This window comes from Hymenobacter negativus (genome assembly GCF_016056375.1).
In the GTDB taxonomy this organism is placed as follows: Bacteria; Bacteroidota; Bacteroidia; order Cytophagales; family Hymenobacteraceae; genus Hymenobacter; species Hymenobacter negativus_A.
In genome coordinates this window covers 158973-176331 of the sequence record NZ_JAEDAE010000001.1, presented here as the reverse complement: position 1 = coordinate 176331, position 17359 = coordinate 158973, and the positions used below count along the sequence as shown (strand labels likewise).

At 64.4% G+C, this 17359-nt stretch carries 11 protein-coding genes; 6 read left to right on the top strand and 5 right to left on the bottom strand.

Annotated elements, in window-relative coordinates:
• Positions 1-89: 89 nt before the first annotated feature.
• A complete protein-coding gene (locus tag I7X13_RS00835) occupies positions 90-719 on the bottom strand; it encodes a porin family protein (RefSeq protein WP_198073999.1) in 630 nt (209 codons plus the stop codon).
• A 255-nt stretch (positions 720-974) separates the two neighbouring features.
• Here I7X13_RS00835 and I7X13_RS00830 point away from each other — a divergent pair, with 255 nt between their 5' ends.
• The 6 genes from I7X13_RS00830 to I7X13_RS00805 all read left to right on the top strand — a co-directional run bounded on the left by I7X13_RS00830 (position 975) and on the right by I7X13_RS00805 (position 9409).
• The gene (locus I7X13_RS00830) at positions 975-1598 is read left to right on the top strand and encodes a DUF4159 domain-containing protein (RefSeq protein WP_198070276.1); all 624 of its coding nucleotides are present in this window, start codon (positions 975-977) and stop codon (positions 1596-1598) included.
• A 98-nt stretch (positions 1599-1696) separates the two neighbouring features.
• The gene (locus I7X13_RS00825; RefSeq protein ID WP_198073998.1) at positions 1697-2674 is read left to right on the top strand and encodes an AAA family ATPase; all 978 of its coding nucleotides are present in this window, start codon (positions 1697-1699) and stop codon (positions 2672-2674) included.
• 82 nt (positions 2675-2756) lie between these two features.
• Positions 2757-3638: a DUF58 domain-containing protein gene (locus I7X13_RS00820; RefSeq protein ID WP_198073997.1), complete on the top strand. Its 882-nt coding sequence runs from the start codon at positions 2757-2759 to the stop codon at positions 3636-3638.
• Between the two features lie 62 nt (positions 3639-3700).
• Positions 3701-5344 carry a BatA domain-containing protein gene (locus I7X13_RS00815; RefSeq protein ID WP_198073996.1) on the top strand — a complete coding sequence of 548 codons (1644 nt, stop codon included), beginning with the start codon at positions 3701-3703 and terminating at the stop codon, positions 5342-5344.
• Complete coding sequence (locus I7X13_RS00810; protein ID WP_198073995.1) at positions 5341-7593, top strand: DUF4175 family protein; 2253 nt, start codon at positions 5341-5343, stop codon at positions 7591-7593. Before I7X13_RS00815 ends, I7X13_RS00810 begins: the two co-directional genes overlap by 4 nt.
• 4 nt (positions 7594-7597) lie before the next feature.
• Positions 7598-9409, top strand: coding sequence for a hypothetical protein (locus tag I7X13_RS00805; RefSeq protein WP_198073994.1), 1812 nt, complete (start codon positions 7598-7600; stop codon positions 9407-9409).
• A gap of 31 nt (positions 9410-9440) precedes the next feature.
• Here the strand turns inward: I7X13_RS00805 and pelA are convergent, their stop codons facing one another.
• The 4 genes from pelA to I7X13_RS00785 all read right to left on the bottom strand — a co-directional run bounded on the left by pelA (position 9441) and on the right by I7X13_RS00785 (position 17170).
• Positions 9441-11498: a pectate lyase gene (pelA, locus tag I7X13_RS00800; protein WP_198073993.1), complete on the bottom strand. Its 2058-nt coding sequence runs from the start codon at positions 11496-11498 to the stop codon at positions 9441-9443.
• Between the two features lie 33 nt (positions 11499-11531).
• Positions 11532-11882: a cupin domain-containing protein gene (locus tag I7X13_RS00795; protein WP_198073992.1), complete on the bottom strand. Its 351-nt coding sequence runs from the start codon at positions 11880-11882 to the stop codon at positions 11532-11534.
• Positions 11883-12058: 176 nt separating this feature from the next.
• A complete protein-coding gene (locus I7X13_RS00790; RefSeq protein ID WP_198070268.1) occupies positions 12059-13852 on the bottom strand; it encodes a RagB/SusD family nutrient uptake outer membrane protein in 1794 nt (597 codons plus the stop codon).
• A 30-nt stretch (positions 13853-13882) separates the two neighbouring features.
• Positions 13883-17170 (bottom strand): SusC/RagA family TonB-linked outer membrane protein, encoded by a 3288-nt coding sequence (locus I7X13_RS00785; RefSeq protein ID WP_198073991.1) that lies wholly within the window; start codon positions 17168-17170, stop codon positions 13883-13885.
• Between the last annotated feature and the right edge of the window lie 189 nt (positions 17171-17359).

Sequence of the window (17359 nt, the reverse complement as noted above, 5' to 3'; positions counted from 1 at the left end):
CGAGTCCGCGAGTGAGTGCAGCGAACATCTATGGCCGTACCATACGCCGGATGCTCGCTGTGCTCGCTCGCGGACTCGCAGAGTCCACGCTACTTCTTCCCGCCAAACTGCAGCGCGGCATACACCTGAAACACCCGATTTTGCAGGCGCGGGTCGTTGATGCCGGACAGGTTTTTGGCGTCGTTAATATCGTTCAGGCCCGCTACGAGGCGGCCGCCCAGCGAAAATCCGCTGGCAAGTTTCAGACCTACACCACCTACCACACTGAAATCGTTGCGTTTAAACTCGCTGCTGGCCGACCGCGACTGGTTGCCATAGGCAGGCTGGCCATCGGGGGTAAATCCTACCTGCATAGTACCCGACTGGTTGGCGCTGAGCAGGATGCCATATTGCGGCCCGGCTTCCACAAATACCGGCCCCACGGTAAGCTTGGCCAGGATGGGTACGGTGAGGTAGTGCAGTTCGCTATCGTAGTTGGTAAAGGCCGATTTCAGGTTGCCGCCGGCCACCGAATACTGCACTTCGGGCTGAATGGACAGCGGCCCCAGGATATTGGCCTGATAGAAAATCCCGACGTGGTAAAACGGTTTGTAAGAAGCGCTTTCGCCATCGCGACCGGTCATTTCGGCCACGTTCAGCCCGCCTTTAATGCCAAACTGTGCGTGCGCCAGCGGCATCAGCCCAAAACTCAGTAATGCGATTATCAACAGCTTTTTCATAGCAAATAGTGGATATAGGATGAGGATAACAGGACGAAGCCATCCGAGATTTCAGGCGTAGCTTCGGCAACAGCAGGGCCGAAAACAGTAGCCTTTAATACAGTTGGACGCTGGCAAAAGGTTGCGGTTTAGGGCAAGCCCTGATTTAATTACCGCCGATTTCAACGCCCTGCGCAACCGATTTATTTCCCGACCGACTATCGCGCTAGCGCCTGTTCGCTTTTTCGTTTTTCTTCCGCTGCTACCCTTTCTACTGTGCCCGCTGCCCCTTTCACCTTTGTGCGCCTGAAATACCACTCCGGCGACTGGGATGCGGTGGACGAGCGCATGCCCGCCAACCTGCTGCACTCGCTGGTGCAGTACACCAAAGTACCCGTCGACCCCAAGGAAAAAGTAGTGGCGCTGGACAGTGCAGAGCTGTTCAATTACCCCTTCTGTTACCTCTCGGGGCACCGGCTGGTGCAGTTTTCGGGCGCTGAGAAACAGAACTTTATTCAGTACGTGCGCAACGGCGGCTTCGTGTTCGTCGACGACTGCAACCACGACATCGATGGCCTGTTTGCCCGCTCGTTTGAGGAGCAGATGCGCCAGTGCTTCGGCAGTGGCGCGCTGAAGAAAATTCCCAAAACTCACCCCATCTACTCCCAGTTTTTCACCTTCAAAGACGGCCCGCCCAACACCGGTTTCGAGCTCAACGGCTGGGGCGACGACCTAGTGCACGACTACCTGAAAGCCATCGAAATCAAGGGCCGCATCGGCGTGCTGTATTCCAACAAAGACTACGGCTGCGAGTGGGACTACGACTTCCGCAACAAGCGCTTTCTGGCCGAGGATAACACCAAGTTTGGAGTGAATATTTTGCTGTATGCGCTGACGTAGGGGTCTTGGGGACTTAGGGTCTTAGGAACTTGGATTGACTGTCCAACAACCGGAAGAAAACCAAGTCCCCAAGACCCTAAGTCCCCAAGACCCAATACATGACCGAACAAGAAGTAAACACGCTGCTGGCCAAGCTGCCCGTCCTCAAAGCCGAAATTGCCAAGGTCATCGTGGGCCAGGAAGCCGTGCTCGATGAAGTGCTGGTGGCGCTGCTCGCCGGGGGCCACGCCCTGCTGGAAGGCGTGCCCGGCCTGGCCAAAACCCTGCTGGTACGCACGCTGGCCGCCGCCACGGATTTGCCCTTCCGCCGCATCCAGTTCACGCCGGATTTGATGCCGACGGATATTCTCGGCACCGAAGTTTTGGAGGAAGACCACGGCACGGGCCGGCGCTCGTTCAAGTTCAACCCCGGGCCTATTTTCGCCAGCTTGGTGCTGGCCGACGAAATCAACCGGACGCCGCCCAAAACCCAGGCCGCCCTGCTGGAGGCCATGCAGGAGGGCCACGTCACCTACGCCGGGCAGGAGCATGCGCTGCCCAGGCCCTTCTTCCTGCTGGCCACCCAAAACCCTATCGAGCAAAGCGGCACCTACCCCCTGCCCGAGGCCCAGCTCGACCGGTTTTTACTGTACGTGCGCATCGGCTACCCCACGGCCGAGGAGGAGCTGGCGGTGCTGCGCGGCACCACCGGCGCGGCCGGCCAGGCAGTGCAGCCCGTGTTGGGCGGGGCCGATATCCGGGCCTTGCAGGCATTGGTGCGGCAGGTGAGCCTGAGCCCCGAGCTGATGGATTTCGTGAACCGGCTGGTGCGGGCCACTCGTCCGGCCACGTCGGAGGTGAAATTTATTAAGGACTACGGGCGCTGGGGCGCGGGGCCGCGCGCCGGGCAGGCCCTGATACTGTGCGCCAAGGCGCGGGCGCTGCTGCACGGCCGCTTTGCCGCCACGCTGGAGGATATCCGCACGCTGGCCCCGCCGGTGCTGCGGCACCGGGTGCTGCTGAATTTCAACGCCGAAGCGGAAAACATGACGCCGGATGATGCGGTGACCGAATTATTTAAATCGGTAAAATTGTGATTTTTAACGAATTGCTTCACGGTGGACCGTTGAACGACACTTCGGAACACTGCGATTTTAACCCTGCGAGACACTGCGAGAGATGACGTTGCTGACGCCTGAACATTTACATGCCCTGCGCAACCTCTCCCTTGCCGCCCGGCAAGCGGCCGAGGGCTTCCTCAACGGCGCGCATGCCAGCCGGCGGCACGGCGCGGGCATGGAGTTCAGCCAGTACCGCCCCTACCAGCCCGGCGACGACCTGCGCCGCCTCGACTGGCGCCTGGCGGCCCGCTCGGACCGGTATTATCTGCGAGAGTCAGAGATTGACACCAGCCAAACGGTGCACTTGCTACTGGATGCCAGCGCGAGCATGACTCATCGCGACGACAACGGCCTCACCAAGCTCGACTACGCCCGGCTGCTACTGGGTGCGCTGGCCTATATTGCTACGCAGCAGGGCGATGCCGTGGGATTAAGCATCCTCAGTCCCGCTGGCCTGCGCCACCTCGCGCCCCGTGCCGATGCCCGCCAGCTGCCCCGCCTCTACCACGCCCTGGAAACGGCGGAGGCCGCCGGCCGCTTCCCCAGCGTCGGCACGCTGGCCCCGCTCACGGCACGGCGGCAGCGCGCCCTCACGGTGTGCGTGAGCGACTTGTATGAGGAAGGCACCGAAATCAATGCGCTGCTTACGCGCCTGCGCGCCACCAGCGGCGACGTGCTGCTATTGCACCTGATGGCGCATAATGAGCTGCAATTCAGTTACCAGGGGGCGGTTACCTTTCGGGATTTAGAAACCGGCCAAACCCTGCAAATCGACGCCAACCAGCAGCGCGACGCTTACCAAAAGCAGCTGCAGGTGTGGCTGCAAGAGACGGCCAGGCAAGCCCGCCGCCAGGGATTTGATTACCATCTGCTGGATACCTCGCAGCCGCTCGATGCGGCGATGCGGGAGTTTCTCCGGCTACGCACCCTGAGTAGCTAACCACAAAGCCACCTTCGGCGCCGTTTTTCCGTCTGTTATTGCGATTCTGATTCCACCGCACATTGTTCACTCTGCTTAATCCTGCCGCGTTGCTGGCCCTGCTGGGCTTGCTGGTACCGGTAGCCATCCATCTCTGGAACCGCCGGCCGGGCCGTGAGGTAGCTGTGGGCAGCCTGCGCTGGCTGACCGCGGGCGCCAACCGCCGCCTGCGCAACCTGAAGCTGGAGCAGCTGTGGCTGCTGCTGCTGCGGGCCGCGCTGCTGGCCGTGCTGGCCGTGGCGGTGGCCGGGCCGGTGTGGCGCACGGCGCTGCCCACCAGCCGGGGCGTGGTGCTGCTGAGCGCCGAGGCGGCGGGCCTGCCCGCACTGGCCGAGTTGAAACCGACCATTGATTCCCTTCGCCGCAAAGGCTACGCGTTGCGCTGGCTGGCGGCGGGTTTCCCCCGGGTGTCGGGCAGCGTGTGGCAGCGTGTGAAGACCGGCCAATCCGGAACGGCGACCGATTCTATGGCTGCTTTGGCTACTACCCGCCCTCAAAGCCAGGAGTTTGCCTGGGCACGGGTGCAGCAGGCGGCCGGCGCTTTTCCGGGCCAGCCGCTTCTGGTAGTAACGGGGGCCGCGCTGCGCAACTTTCAGGGCAGCCACGCTCCGCTGCCGGCGGCCGTGCGCTGGCAGGCGCTGCCAGATGCGAAGGCCACGAACTGGCTCCAGGCGGCAGCGCTACGTGGGGACAGCCTGCGCCTGGAGCTGGGCCAGAGCACGGAAAGCCAAACGCGGTTTCAAACCACAACACTGGCCCAACCTACGCCAGGGGCGACGCTGCGCGTGGCCGGACTGGCCCCATTGCGTCTTCAAAATACTGCCACAGGCACCCGAATCACCCTGGTAAAAACGGCGACTAGCTCCGAAATCGATACGGCAGCGGTAGCGGTGCAAACCCGGCCATTGCGGGCCATTATCTACGCCACGGCCGATTACCGCTCCGATGCGCGCGTGCTGCAGGCCGGCTTGCGGGCGGCAAGTGCAGGCCTGCCCGTGGCGCTGGAGCTGAGCACCACGACCCAGGCACCCAGTCCGGCTTCACCGCCCGATTGGCTTTTCTGGCTGAGCGATGCCCCGGCACCGACGGCATGGCGAAACGCCGTGCAACAGGGCACTCGCCTGTGGCTGGAGGCCGCCGGCCCGGGCGTAGCCGATACCGCACACCTGGCCCTCAATGATGCCGAAGCAGCTCCTGTAACCGTGTTTCGGCGGGACACAGCGGCTCTGGGCAAGAGCACCGTAGCCAGGTGGACCGACGGCCGGGGCCGCGCTGTGCTGTCGCGCCAAACGCTGGGACGAGGCGCTATTTACCACCTCGCTACCCGCCTGAACCCCGAGTGGAGCGAACTTGCCGATGCTCCGCAGCTGCCCGCGTGGCTGCTGGAGCTGTTGCAACCCGCCATTCCCGCCAATGAGCAACGGGTGGTGGCGGGTGCGGCATTCTCCCAGCAAGACCAACGGGCACTTGACCCGGCCCAACTGGTTAAACCAAGTCTGACCGCCGCAGAAACGACTGCTGATGCAATGCCACAAGCCCCGGCGTTCAGCGGCTTCCGCCAAACTGACCTGCGGCCGTGGCTGGTGCTACTGGCGGGACTGCTGCTGTTGCTCGAACGCCTGCTGGCCCGGCGGCGCGAAACCTTAACCCCGCCCGCCGCCTCATGAAACCGGCCACCGACACCATGCCCACTACCAGCGTGGCCGCTGCCCGCGAACTGCTCCGGGCGGCCGGGCGGCGCGATGTGCGCCGCCGGGCCGCAACCGTGCTCTTGCCGGCGCTGGCCGCTGCCGTTGGGCTGCTGGGTTGGGCAAAGCACTGGCCCACTGGCGGCCTGGCACTGACAATGGTAGGCGGGCTGGGCCTGCTGCTGGCGGGCTGGCGGCTGTGGCCGTTGCGGCGAGTGTCGCCCGCTACCATCGCGCCCCGGCTCGACCGGCAGTTTCCTCAGTTGGAAGACAGCACCGGCCTGCTCCTGCAGGATTCCGAAAAGTTGAATTTGCTGGAAACGTTGCAACAGCAGCGCGTGGCCCAGCGCGTCGGCGAGTTGGGGGCCGCTGATGCGCTCGTCCTGCCCGTGGACTTCCGCCCGGCCGGCTGGCTGGCGGGCGGCTTGCTACTGGCTGGGGCGCTGCTCTGGTGGTGGCCTGCCGGGCCAGCCCGCCGGACGCAGCCATCTGGTGTGGCGGTGCATTTTCCGGAACCAGCCCAGCCTGCCAAGCCCGGCCAGGCCCCGCCCCGCATCACCGAAACCACGCTGCTGGTAACGCCCCCGGCCTATACCCACTTGGCGGTATTCGCGCCAGCGCAGGCGTCGTTTCAGTGCCCGCAGGGTGCGCGGGTGCGCTGGCAGGTGCGCGTGAGTGGCCGCCAGCCCGCGCCTGAGCTGGAACTGGGAGCGCAAAGGCGGCGCATGCAATCCGTGGCTGGGCAAGCGGGCACATTTGCCATTGAACTGGTTCTAAACGCCTCCACGCTGTACCAGCTGCGCTACGCGGGCACGGTATCGGACGATTACGCCATCGACGTGCGGCCCGACCTGGCGCCGGTGCTGCGCATCGTCACGCCGAAGCCTTACACGCTGGTGGCGGCGCTGGGCCAGCGGCCAGAAGTGCCCGTCCGGGCCACGGTGCACGATGACTACGGGCTGAGCCGGGCCGAGCTGGTCATCACCGTGGCCCAGGGCCAGGGCGAAGCGGTGAAATTCCGCGAGGTGCGGCGCGACCTGAGCGCGGGGCTGGGCGGTTTGCAGGCTAACATCAGCAGCATGCTCAACCTGCCCAAGCTGGGCCTGACCTACGGAGACGAGCTTTACTTCTATCTCACGGCCCGCGACAACAACGGCCACACCGCCCGCACCGATTCCTACCTGGTGCAGTGGCAGGACACGGCCGTGGCCGATGGCGCCCTCGACATGGGCATGGGCGTGAAAGTGGCCCCGGCCTACTTCCGCAGCGAGCGCCAGATTATCATCGACACCGAAAAACTCATCGCCGAAAAGCCTAAGCTCGATGCCGCCATTGTGGCCAGCCGGGCCAATGCCCTGGGCTTCGACCAGCAGAGCCTGCGCCTGCGCTACGGCAAGTTTATGGGCGAAGAAGCCGAGGCCGGCATTGGCGCGGAAGCGCCGCACTCGCCCATCGCCGAGGACGAGGAAGCGCCTGCCACTCCCACCGCCGACGCCCCCGAACCCGACGACCACCACGACCACGCCGCCCCTCCCACCTCGCCCGCCAAGGCCTCGCCCACCGCCGAAACCGACGCCCTGATGGACCCCTACATCCACAAGCACGACGACGCCGAAACGGCCGACTTCCTGGAGCCCGCCGTGAAGGCCAAGCTCCGCGCCGTGCTCGACCAGATGTGGGCCGCCGAGCTGCGCCTGCGCACCGGCCAGCTCCGCGAGGCCCTGCCCTACGAGTACCGCGCCCTGCGCCTGCTCAAGCAGGTGCAGCAGCAAACCCGGGCCTTCGTCAAGAAAGCCGGTTTCAGCCCGCCGCCCATGCCCGAAGCAACCCTGCGCCTGACCGGCGATTTGGCCGGGGCCGCCGTGCCCCAGCGCCAGCAAACCCTGCCCGCGCCAAACCCGCAGCCTGCCATCCGCGCCGCCCTGCGCTGGCTGGCCGCGGCCGACAACGGCCAGCCCACCCGCCCCGCCGATGCCGCCGCGCTCGACCAGGCCGGCACCGTGCTGGCCGGTGCGGCCCTCACCCGGCCGGGATTCTACCTGCCGGCCCTGCGCGCCCTGCGCGAGCTGGGAGCCGATGTGCGCGCCGGCCGCCCCAGCCGCGCCGCCAGCCGCGCCCCCGTGGCCCGGGCCCTCACCGACCTGCTGGCCGCCCCCGCCCCCGCACCCGCCGCCCCGCCCGCCCCCGACCGGCTGGCGCGCCGCTATTTTCAGGAATTAAGCCGTTAATAAGTTGCCCGCACTAGCCCCAAATCCGGTTCTTTACTACGGCCTGATGGCGTTTTGCCTGTTGCTGGGCGCGGGGCTGCTGGTGCAAGCCTGGCGGCGCCCCCACCGGCGGCAGATTGCGGCCCGGCTGCTGGCTAGCGCGGTGGCGGCAGCGGCGCTGTGGTTCATAGCCTTTCCTCCCTTGCACCACCTGCCGGCCGCCCACGCCGAGGTCATTCTTCTCACCCCCGGCTACTCGCCCGATACACTCCGGGAATTGCGTCAGCGGCTGGGTGCGGGCACAACGGTGTGGGTGTATGGCGACGTAGAAAAAGTCGGAAAATTGCGCCCGCTGACCAGCCTGCTCACGCTGGCTGAGCAACGGCCGGCCCTGCACCGTCTGCACATTCTGGGCCACGGCCTGCCGGTGGCCGACCTGCCGCTGCTGCGCTCCTTGGATGTGCAGTTGCACCCCAACGCGCCGTTTTCCGGTTTCGGCACCGCTTTTTGGCCGGCGAAACTGCCATTGGGCGAAACGCTACGGCTGGAAGGCACGGTGACCGCACATGGCCAAGCAACTGTTGCGTGGGTGGTGCTACGGGCCGCCGGCACCGGGCGCGACTCCGTGAAGCTGCCGGCCGGCGGCGGGCCATTCCGGCTGCATTACCAGCCCAAAACGCCCGGGCTGGCTACCTACGAGCTGCTGCTGCGCCGCCCGGGCCAGCCATTGCTGCAAGAGCCGGTGCCAGTCGAAATCACTACGCCCGCGCGGCCAGCCGTGCTGCTGCTCGCGGCCACGCCTTCCTTCGAATTTAAGTTTTTGAAAAACTACCTGGCCGAAGCGCACTACCCGGTGGCTCTGCGCACGAGCGTAAGCCGGGGCCTGGTCCAGACCGATTTCGTGAACCAGCCGGCCCAGCCGCTCGACCGCCTCACGCCCGCGCTGCTGGGCCGCTATTCGGTTCTTGTTGCAGATGCTGCTACGATAGCAGCCCTTACGCCCTCCGAAACCCAAGCCCTGCAAGCGGCCCTACGCGCCGGCCGGCTCGGCCTCGTCGCGCTGGCCGAGGCCGAGCCGCTGCCCCGCAGCGCCCCCGCCCGCGCCGATTTCACGGTGCAGCCCCGGCCGGCCAATACTGTCTCGCAGCCCCTCGCCTGGCCCGATGCCCCCGGTGAAGCCCGCGCTGCGTTGTCGGCCCAGCTCCAACCCAACCCCAACTTGCGAGCCCTCATCACGGGGCCGCGCCAATTACTGCTAGCCGCCAGCCGGCGCGTGGGGCTGGGCTTCGCGGTGGTGTCGGTGGTGCCCGAAACGTTTCGCTGGGGGCTCCAGGGGCATAGCGCCGTGTATGCCTCCTTCTGGAACCGGCTGCTAACGGCAGCCATACCTCCGGCTCCGGCTGAGGCAAGCTGGCACACGGGCAGCCGCTGGCCCCGGCCGACCCAGCCGCTTACACTGCATCTGGCGGCAGATTTTCCAGCCGCGCCGCCCACCGTGGCCCCGCTGGCCGGTGGCCCTGCCGTGCGCCTGGCCCTGCGCCAAGACACCCGCCTGCCTGAGTGGAGCAAGGCGCAGTTCTGGCCCGGCGCGGCCGGTTGGCACCAAGTACGCGGGCCGGGCCGCATCAGCTACCATTTCTACGTGTACCCTGCCACGGCATGGCTGGGGCCGGAGCTGCAGGAGCGCGAGCAGGCGGCCCAGCTGACCGCCGGAATTAAAGCACCAGAAGCTACCGAAGCCGCACCCGATACGGAGCCGGAGCCGTGGCCGGTGGGCTGGTTCTTTGGGCTGTTTCTACTCGCCGCCGGGTATCTCTGGCTAGAGGAGAAGCTTTGAGTCACTGAATGGTTCTTCCTTAAGCCAGCGGCTACTTCCGGGCTTCGCCGGCCACGCGCTTTTGCCAGGCGGGGTATTCCTGGGCCAATAATTCGGCAGGCCAGGTGCCGGCGTAGAGGTAGCCAGCGCGGCGCTCGTTTTCGATTTCGGTGAGCTGGTAATGCACCTGGCTGTCGCGGCCGACATAGATGGGACGGTCGGTGCCCAGCTCGTAGAAGCGCGCCCAGAGCACCGCGCCGGGCGCGGGCACGATGACGCGGTCGCGGCCCTTAGGCTCCTGCGGCGCGGCAATTTCCTTGAGGGCCAGGTTGGGCATTTTCACCTTCTCAAACCAGCGAACAGCTCCTTCAATGGCGGCTTTTTCGGTGGCCGTGGGCTGTTCGATGTCCATGAGAAACCGCACGATGCCGACGGATTCTTCGCCGCTGAGCGAAGGCAGTTCGAAGGCGCGGGCCTTGGCGGGCAGCAGGCTCACTTCGTCGTACTGGGCGCACCAGGCGGTGGGCTGGCCGTGCTGCACCACCTGGGTTTTCAGGATGCAAGCCACGCCCCGGGCCACGGCTTCCTTGGCCGGGGCCACCAAATCGGGGCTCACCAGGGCGTACCGCTCCTGCTGCCGGGCCACGCGGCGCAGCACGGTCAGGGCCCGAATCATGGCGTCGTCGTTGTAGGTAATTTCGTGGCGGTAGGCGCTCAAATCCGGGTAAAACTGCGGAAAGCCGCCGTTGGCGTACTGCATCTTCAGCAGGTAGCGGATGCCGTTTTCGGCCCCGGTGCGGTAGGCGGGGTTGTTGGTCTGTTGAAAAGCCTTCAGTAAGTAGTGGATTTCGCGGGTCGTGGCATCGTTGTCGATGGTGGCATCGTTCAGATTCTTGCTGTCTAGCAGGCCGGCGCGGGCCCCCGCGCTGATGCGGGCCGCGTAGTTCACTTTCACTTCGCCCAGGGCCTTAGGCCAGCCGCCCACGGCGCGCTGGTAGAGCAGCATTTTATCAGCTGTGGTATCAACCTGCGCGGCCGCTACGGGCTGGGTGGCGCGCACGGCCCCGGTCAGCGGGTTCCAGCGCCCGCCGAAGGTCCAGGCGGCGGTGAGGTCTTTGGGCTTAAGCGCGCCCTCGGCGGCGCTCAGGTTGTCCTGCATCCAGGCGTAGTCGCCGCCCTGGCGGTGGCAGCCAACGTAGTACACGCGCCGCCCCCAGAGCTTTGCCCCCGGCCCCGATACCGCATGGTAGATGTCAGCATCGGCCATATTGGCCGCAAACTGACAGTCAACCAGATAAAACTGGGCCTCGCGGTGAAAGCGGCCCAGTTTGAAGCCGTCGTCGCCGCTGAACGTGCAGTGGCGCAGCACGGTTTTCGAGTCGCGGTTGCCCGAGCCGTCGTGCCAGATGGCAGCCTCCTTGCTGTGGCAGATGAAGCGGCAGTTTTCGGCGTAGGCCCAGCCGCGCGGGCAGTAGAAATCCACGCCGCCTTCCATTGTGCAGTCCTTGAAATAATACGCGCCGGCCTCCGTGTCCCAGGGGCTCACCGTGTCGCCGCCCAGCGCCCGGAAGGTGCAGTGCCGCGCAATGAGGCGGGTGGCGCCGGGCAGGGCGCGCAGGGCCATCTGGTGGCCGGTTTTGCTCACGGTTTTCTTGCCCGTGGGGGCGGTGGGGCAGTCAATGGTGACTTCTCCGGTTGCATCGAAACCGTAGCTGTTGATGACGCTCAGGTTTTCGAGGGTGATGTCGGGGCTGTTGCGCAGGTTGAGGGTGGCCACGCCCCAGTCGCCGGCCATAGCGCCGGGGCCGCAGCTCCACTCGTCGCGGGCCTGCGGGTAGGTCAGGATTACGCCGGCTTCGCTCTGGCCTTTGAGAATGAGGTTGCTCTTGCCATCGATGAAGACTTTCTCGCGGTAGGTGCCGTTTTTGATGAAGATGGTGCGGGGCTTGGCCGCCGTTTCGGGCACGCTGTTGATGGCCTCCTGAATGGTGCGGAAGCTACCCGAGCCGTCGGCGGCTACGGTGATGGTTTGGGCGCGGGCCGGCAGCAGGCACAGCCCCAGCAACAGCAGCATGGCCAGCCCCAGCAGACGCAGGAAAGTCGTTTTCATCGGAAAGAAAATAGCCGCCGAATGGGCAGGGCGTTAGCTCAAAAAATCGTCGCGGCGGGGTGTAAAAGCATCCACCAGCACGCCGGCCTCGATGCACGCCACGCCGTGCCAGGCTAGCGGTGGCACGTAGCAGCTGTCGCCGGGCCGCAGGGTGTGCGTTTCGGCTTCGATGGTGTACTCGAACACTCCGCTTTCCACATAGCTGAGCTGGGCGTGCGGGTGCTGGTGGCGGGCTCCTACCCCACCGGCCTCAAAAGCCACGCGGGTGAGCATGAGGTCGGGGCCGTGGGCCAGCACCTTGCGGCGCACGCCGGGGCCGGTGGTTTCCCAGGCCGCGGCGGCATCGGTCACGAAAGTGGGCTGGGCAATGGGTTGTGGCGTCATGATATCAGGTAAAAAGAACAGGTCGGACCTTAAAAGTCCGACCTGTTTGGGAGTGCCGCCAAGGTCAGCGGGCTTTTTAATTGCGCAATCGTTCCCGAAAACTGCGGAGCCGGGGAGGGAAAAAGGCCGTCATGCTGAGCGCAGCCAAAGCATGACGACTTATTAAACACGGTATCTTAATACCCCTCGTTCTGCTTGAAGCCAGGGTTTTTGTTCGTGTCCACCGTGCCCTGCGGGTATGGCAGCAGCTCCTTGCCTTTGCCGGGCACGTACTCCGACGCTACGTTGGCGATGCTCGCGGCCGTCACGGCCGTGCGCCAGGCTACGGCCGTGGTGCCAGCGGGCGCGGTGGCCGGCGAAGGCCGGTAGAAGGAGCGCGCCCACACCACCTGCCCGCCGGTGACGCGGTAGTACATGGTGGCCGGCACGAAGGCGTAGGGGGCCTGCGCATTCATCAGCTTGGTGAGGTTGGCGCGGGCTTCGGTGATTTTGGTATCGAGCAGGTTCCAGCGCAGCAGGTCGTATTTGCGGATGCCTTCGCCGCCAAACTCCAGGAAACGCTCGTTGGCAATGGCGTTGAACATATCGGTCTGGTTGGCCGGCGTCGGAATCTGACCCAGCGTGGTGCTGCCCCCAAATCCGCGCTGGCGCACCTCGCGCAGGGCCGCCACGGCCGCCGCCGTCGGGCCTTTGTTGATTTCGTTGTCGGCTTCGGCAAACATCAGCAGCACATCGGCGAAACGGATGAGGGGCCAGTTGTAGCCCAGGTAGTTGCCCGCGCCGTTGAGGGTGGGCACGCGCCAGTCGCGCCGGAACTTGCCGTCGGTGAGGGCATTCAGCAGCACCCCCTTCTGGTTATTAGCTCCGTCGATGCTGTAAGTAGTCAGGGTGATGTCGCGGCGCACGTCGGTCGAATCGAAGGCGTAGAAGTAAGTGGGCAGGGGCCGAATCTGGGCCTGGGTGCTGCCGTAGAGGGGCGAGGCGCTCAGCAGCGGGCCGCTGTAGTAGCCCAGCTTGCTATCGCCCGAAATGCTGGACCCGCCCATCGCCACCTGGAAGATAATTTCGTTGGAAGACGACTCCGGCCGCAGCTCGTTGATGCTCTTGAAAACCTCGCGGTAGCTGGGGTTGAGGGTGTGCTCGCTGCGCTTGTTCATCAAGTCCAGGCACTCCTGCCGGGCAATGGCGTAAAAAGCCAGGTAGTCGGTGGGCCGCGTCATTTGGGTGCCGTGCAGTGAGTAGCCGCCCCGGAACAGTGCCAGGCGGGCGCGCAAGGCCTTCACCGCACCCTTGGTAATGCGCTCGTTGGTGGTGCCAGCCTGCGAGCGCCAGGGCACCAGCTTTTCGGCTTGCAGCAGGTCGGCGATGAGGCGGTCGTAGGTGGCGAGGCGGTCGGCATTGGGCTGGGTAAGCTCGCCGCCGGCCAGGGCTGTGGTGTAGGTGGGCACCAGGGGCGCGGGCACGTCGCCCCAGTTCCGCATCAGCTCGAAATAATACTGGGCCCGCAAAGTCAGCACTTCGCCGTACAGGCGGTGCAGGGCGGCGGTATCGGCCGACGAGCCGGTGGTGTAGAGCGGCATCTTCGGGATGCTCTGAATGCAGATATTGGCTCGCTCCACGCCCTGGTACAGATTGTTGAAGGGGTTGGTCACTTCGGGGTTGGAGGGCTCGGCGGTGTAGCGCGAGATGCTGCGCGAGCGGCCGTCGAACGGGCCGGGCGCGCCCTGCATCTCGTCGGTATCGTAGGGGTAGTAGCAGCTCAGGCGCGTGCCGTAGCCGGTATCGCCCGAGAGCATGTCGTAGGCGCCAATCACGGCGCTGGTGGCGCTGCCCACGCTGTTGAAGGCCTGCTCGTTGGTGTACAGCGAATCTGGCTTCACGTCGAGGTAATCTTTGCAGGCAGACAGGCCGGCGGCCGAAGCCAGCGCGGCGGCCACAGCCAGGGTGGAACGGAAAAATATCGGTTTCATCGGAGGATGGGAATTTTCGGGTTGGGAGAATTACAGCGCTAGGTTCACACCGAACAGCAGCAAGCGGCTGCGCGGGTAGCCGGCGTAGTCCACGCCCGGCGTGAGCGGCGAGGCGCGGCGGGTGTTGGCTTCGGGGTCGTAGCCGCTGTATTTGGTCCAGGTGTAGAGGTTGCTGCCGGTCACGTAGAAGCGCAGCTGCGTGAGCTTGGCCTTCGCAATCAGGGCTTTGGGCAGCGAGTAGCCCAGCGTGATGTTGTTGAGGCGGATAAACGAGCCGTCTTCAATGGCCCAGCTGTGCACGAACAGCGTGCGCGTAGGCTGCCAGATTTTGGCGTTCTGGTTGAGGTTGCGTGAGGTTTCGAGGTCGGTAATCGGCACGCCGTTGTTGTCGATGGTGCGGTACCGGTCGTTCATCATCGTGAGTAGGTTGCTGAACGGGTTCACGGCCGTGGTAAACTCTACCTTGTTGGCATTGAACACCTGGTTGCCGTACACGAAGTTGAAGAACACGCTGGCATCAAAGCCCTTATAAGTGAACTGCTGGTTGATGCCGCCGGTCACCTTGGGGTTGGCGTTGCCGATGGCCACCCGGTCGTTGGCGTCCACGATGTTGGCGGCCGCACCGGGCGTGTCCACCACGTTTTTCAGCTTGATGATGCCGGGCGCCAGGGGCTGACCCTGCACGGCCACGTCGTTCGCCACGCCGGGCTTCAGCGTCCAGGTACGGGTGGCGGCGTTGTAGCCCGTGAAATCATCCACGGTGTAAAAGCCGTCGGTCTGGTAGCCGTAGAAAATACCCACCGGGTCGCCCACGCGGGCTAGGAAGTCGCTGGCAATGGTTGTGCTAGCCCAGCCCGAATATACGCCGGGAATGGCCGTAATCGGCCCCAGCTCCTCGATGCGGCCCCGGTTTATGGAGGCGTTGCCGCTAGCCGACCAAGTGAAGTCCGGCGTCTTAAGCACGGTGCCGGCCAGCTGGAATTCCAGGCCGCGGTTGGTGGTCGAGCCCACGTTCTGGAACTGGGTCTGGTAGCCCAGGGTGGGCGAAATCGGCACGTTCACGAGCAGGTCGTGGGTCGAGTTGTAGTAGGCATCCACAGAAAACTGCACGCGGTTGTTAAAAAGCGCCAGGTCCACGCCCACGTTGCGGGCGGTGGTGGTTTCCCATTTCAAAAACGGGTTGGGCAGGCCCGTAACCACCGTGCCCAGCGAGATGGCGTGATTGAGCGAGTACTGGCCCAGGCCGGTGCGGTAAAACTCGCTGTAGCCGAAGTCATTGATGCGGTTGTTGCCGGCCAGGCCGTAGCTTAGGCGCAGCTTCAAATCCGAAATCGTGTTCGACAGCGACTTCATGAAGTCCTCCTTCGACACGCGCCAGGCCAGCGAGGCGGCCGGGAAGTAGCCCACCCGCCGCCCGGGGGCAAACTTGGACGAGCCGTCGGCCCGGAACGTCACCGTGGCCAGGTACTTGTCATCAAACGAATAGTTGAACCGCCCGAAGCCAGACAGCAAATGCTGGAGCGTGGGGTTGTCGCTGGTGGGCGTGGGCTGCTGGAACGAAGCCGACGGCAGCACCCCCTGGTTGATGTTGGCAATGGCCTGCTCGGCGGTGATGTCGAGCGGCAGGAAGTTGGTTTGCACCGTCAGAATGCGGCTGCTCTGCTGGTAAATTTCCTCGCCCAGCAGCGCATCGAAGGAATGCTTGCCGATTTGGTGGGCGTAGCTCAGCACGTTGGACTGGTTGATGGACAGCGCCGAGCCGGTGGCGATGGACACAAACGGCTGCAGGTTGAAGCCGCCACCGGGCTGCCGGATGGCCGGCGAGTTGCGCCCCGAGAAATTCTCCAGCGTCGAATTACCGAAATCGAAGCCTACCGTGGACCGGAACGCTAGGTCCTTGGTGAAGTTATAGGTGGCATTGGCGGCCAGGTTCAGGGTGCGCTGCTTGTCGTGCCGGATGTCGCTGCCAATGGCCAGAATGGGGTTTACCAGCGTGGTGTTGGTGGCGAAGGTTTCGTCGAGCGTACTGGGGTCAAAGCCGCCGGGCAGGTTGATGGCCAACGGGATGTACTCGATGGCGTTGCGCAGGCGCGTGGTGGTGGTCGAGAGCTGCGACGAAGTGCCCAGGCCCTCCACCTTCTGGTCGTTGAAGCGCACGTTCACGCCGAAGCGGAATTTTTCGGTGGCCTTGTTGTCGAAGCGGAAGTTTACCAGGTTGCGGATGAAACCCGAGCCCAGCTGAATGCCGTCCTCGTTGTTGCGGGTCACGCTCAGGGCATAGGTTGAATTAGCGCCGCCGCCCGAGAGCGAGATGTTGTGCGTTTGCTGAAATGCGTCGCGGCCAAACACTTGGTCCTGCCAGTCGAGGAAGGGCGAGTTGCGGCTCTGGTTCAGCGTGTCGCTGTTGTAGTTTTTCGATTTGAAGAACGATTTGAAGGTGTTCAGACCGCCAAACGTGGTGGTGTTGCCGGCGGCGCGGTCAATGTTCACGGCGCGCTCGTACTGGTAATTCACGAAGTCAGTGGGCTGCATCACGTCCAGCTTGCGCGAGAGCTGGCGCACGCCCGCGAAGCCGTTGTAGGCCACTACCAGCTTGCCTTCCTTGCCGCCCTTGGTGGTGATGATAACCACGCCATTGGCGCCGCGCGCCCCGTAAATGGCGGTGGCAGCGGCATCCTTCAACACGTCCACCGACTGGATGTCCTGGGGCGAAATCACGTTCAGGGCGTTTTCTACCTGCACGCCATCCACCACGTACAGTGGCGAGTTGTCCTGCGTCACGGACCCGCCGCCTCGAATGCGAATGTTCACGCTCTGGTTGCCGGGCGTGCCTTCCGAGCTCGTGACCTGCACGCCGGCCAGCCGGCCGCTCAGCGCCTCAGCGGCCGAGTTTACCGGTACGTCCTTAATCTGCTGCGCGCTGACGGACGATACCGAGCCCGTCACGTCGCGCCGCTGCACGGCTTGGTAGCCAATCACCACCACGTCATCGAGCTGCTTGGCGTCCACGGTCAGCGTCACATCAACCTGGCTCTGGCTGCCCACGGCCACTTCCTTGTTGGCATAGCCCACAAAGCTGAAGCTGAGCGTGACGTTGCCCGTGGCGGGCACGTTCACCTCGTAGTTGCCGTCGGCCCCGGTCGAGGCCCCGTTGTTGGTGCCTTTCACCAGCACCGTCACGCCGGGCAGGCCTTCCTTAGAATCCGAAGCCCGCACCGTGCCGGTGAGGCGGCGCGTGGCCTGCGCCCAGGCCCGCGAGCCGTGCGCCAGACAGCTGACTAAAATCAGCCAGAAGAGTAGAGTGTAGCGGTTTTTCATCAGGAAAAAGGGTTAGGGTGAGAATTGGTGACGTGAAGGAAGACCGGCTTAACTGCGGGCAGGCAAACGCAGCAAAGCAAATATCAATAAATAGATATTTTTATTCCTATTAACCCTCTAAAAGTCTGGCTTTATTAGCCATACGCCAAGCAAACCACCTTTTTTAGTTGCGCAATCGTTCCCGGCAAC

Excerpts from the sequence above, each read along its gene's own strand:
- I7X13_RS00835 (WP_198073999.1), bottom strand. The coding sequence starts at position 719 with ATGAAAAAGCTGTTGATAATCGCATTACTGAGTTTTGGGCTGATGCCG.
- I7X13_RS00825 (WP_198073998.1), top strand. The coding sequence starts at position 1,697 with ATGACCGAACAAGAAGTAAACACGCTGCTGGCCAAGCTGCCCGTCCTC.
- I7X13_RS00820 (WP_198073997.1), top strand. The coding sequence starts at position 2,757 with ATGACGTTGCTGACGCCTGAACATTTACATGCCCTGCGCAACCTCTCC.
- I7X13_RS00810 (WP_198073995.1), top strand. The coding sequence starts at position 5,341 with ATGAAACCGGCCACCGACACCATGCCCACTACCAGCGTGGCCGCTGCC.
- pelA (WP_198073993.1), bottom strand. The coding sequence starts at position 11,498 with ATGAAAACGACTTTCCTGCGTCTGCTGGGGCTGGCCATGCTGCTGTTG.
- I7X13_RS00795 (WP_198073992.1), bottom strand. The coding sequence starts at position 11,882 with ATGACGCCACAACCCATTGCCCAGCCCACTTTCGTGACCGATGCCGCC.
- I7X13_RS00790 (WP_198070268.1), bottom strand. The coding sequence starts at position 13,852 with ATGAAACCGATATTTTTCCGTTCCACCCTGGCTGTGGCCGCCGCGCTG.
- I7X13_RS00785 (WP_198073991.1), bottom strand. The coding sequence starts at position 17,170 with ATGAAAAACCGCTACACTCTACTCTTCTGGCTGATTTTAGTCAGCTGT.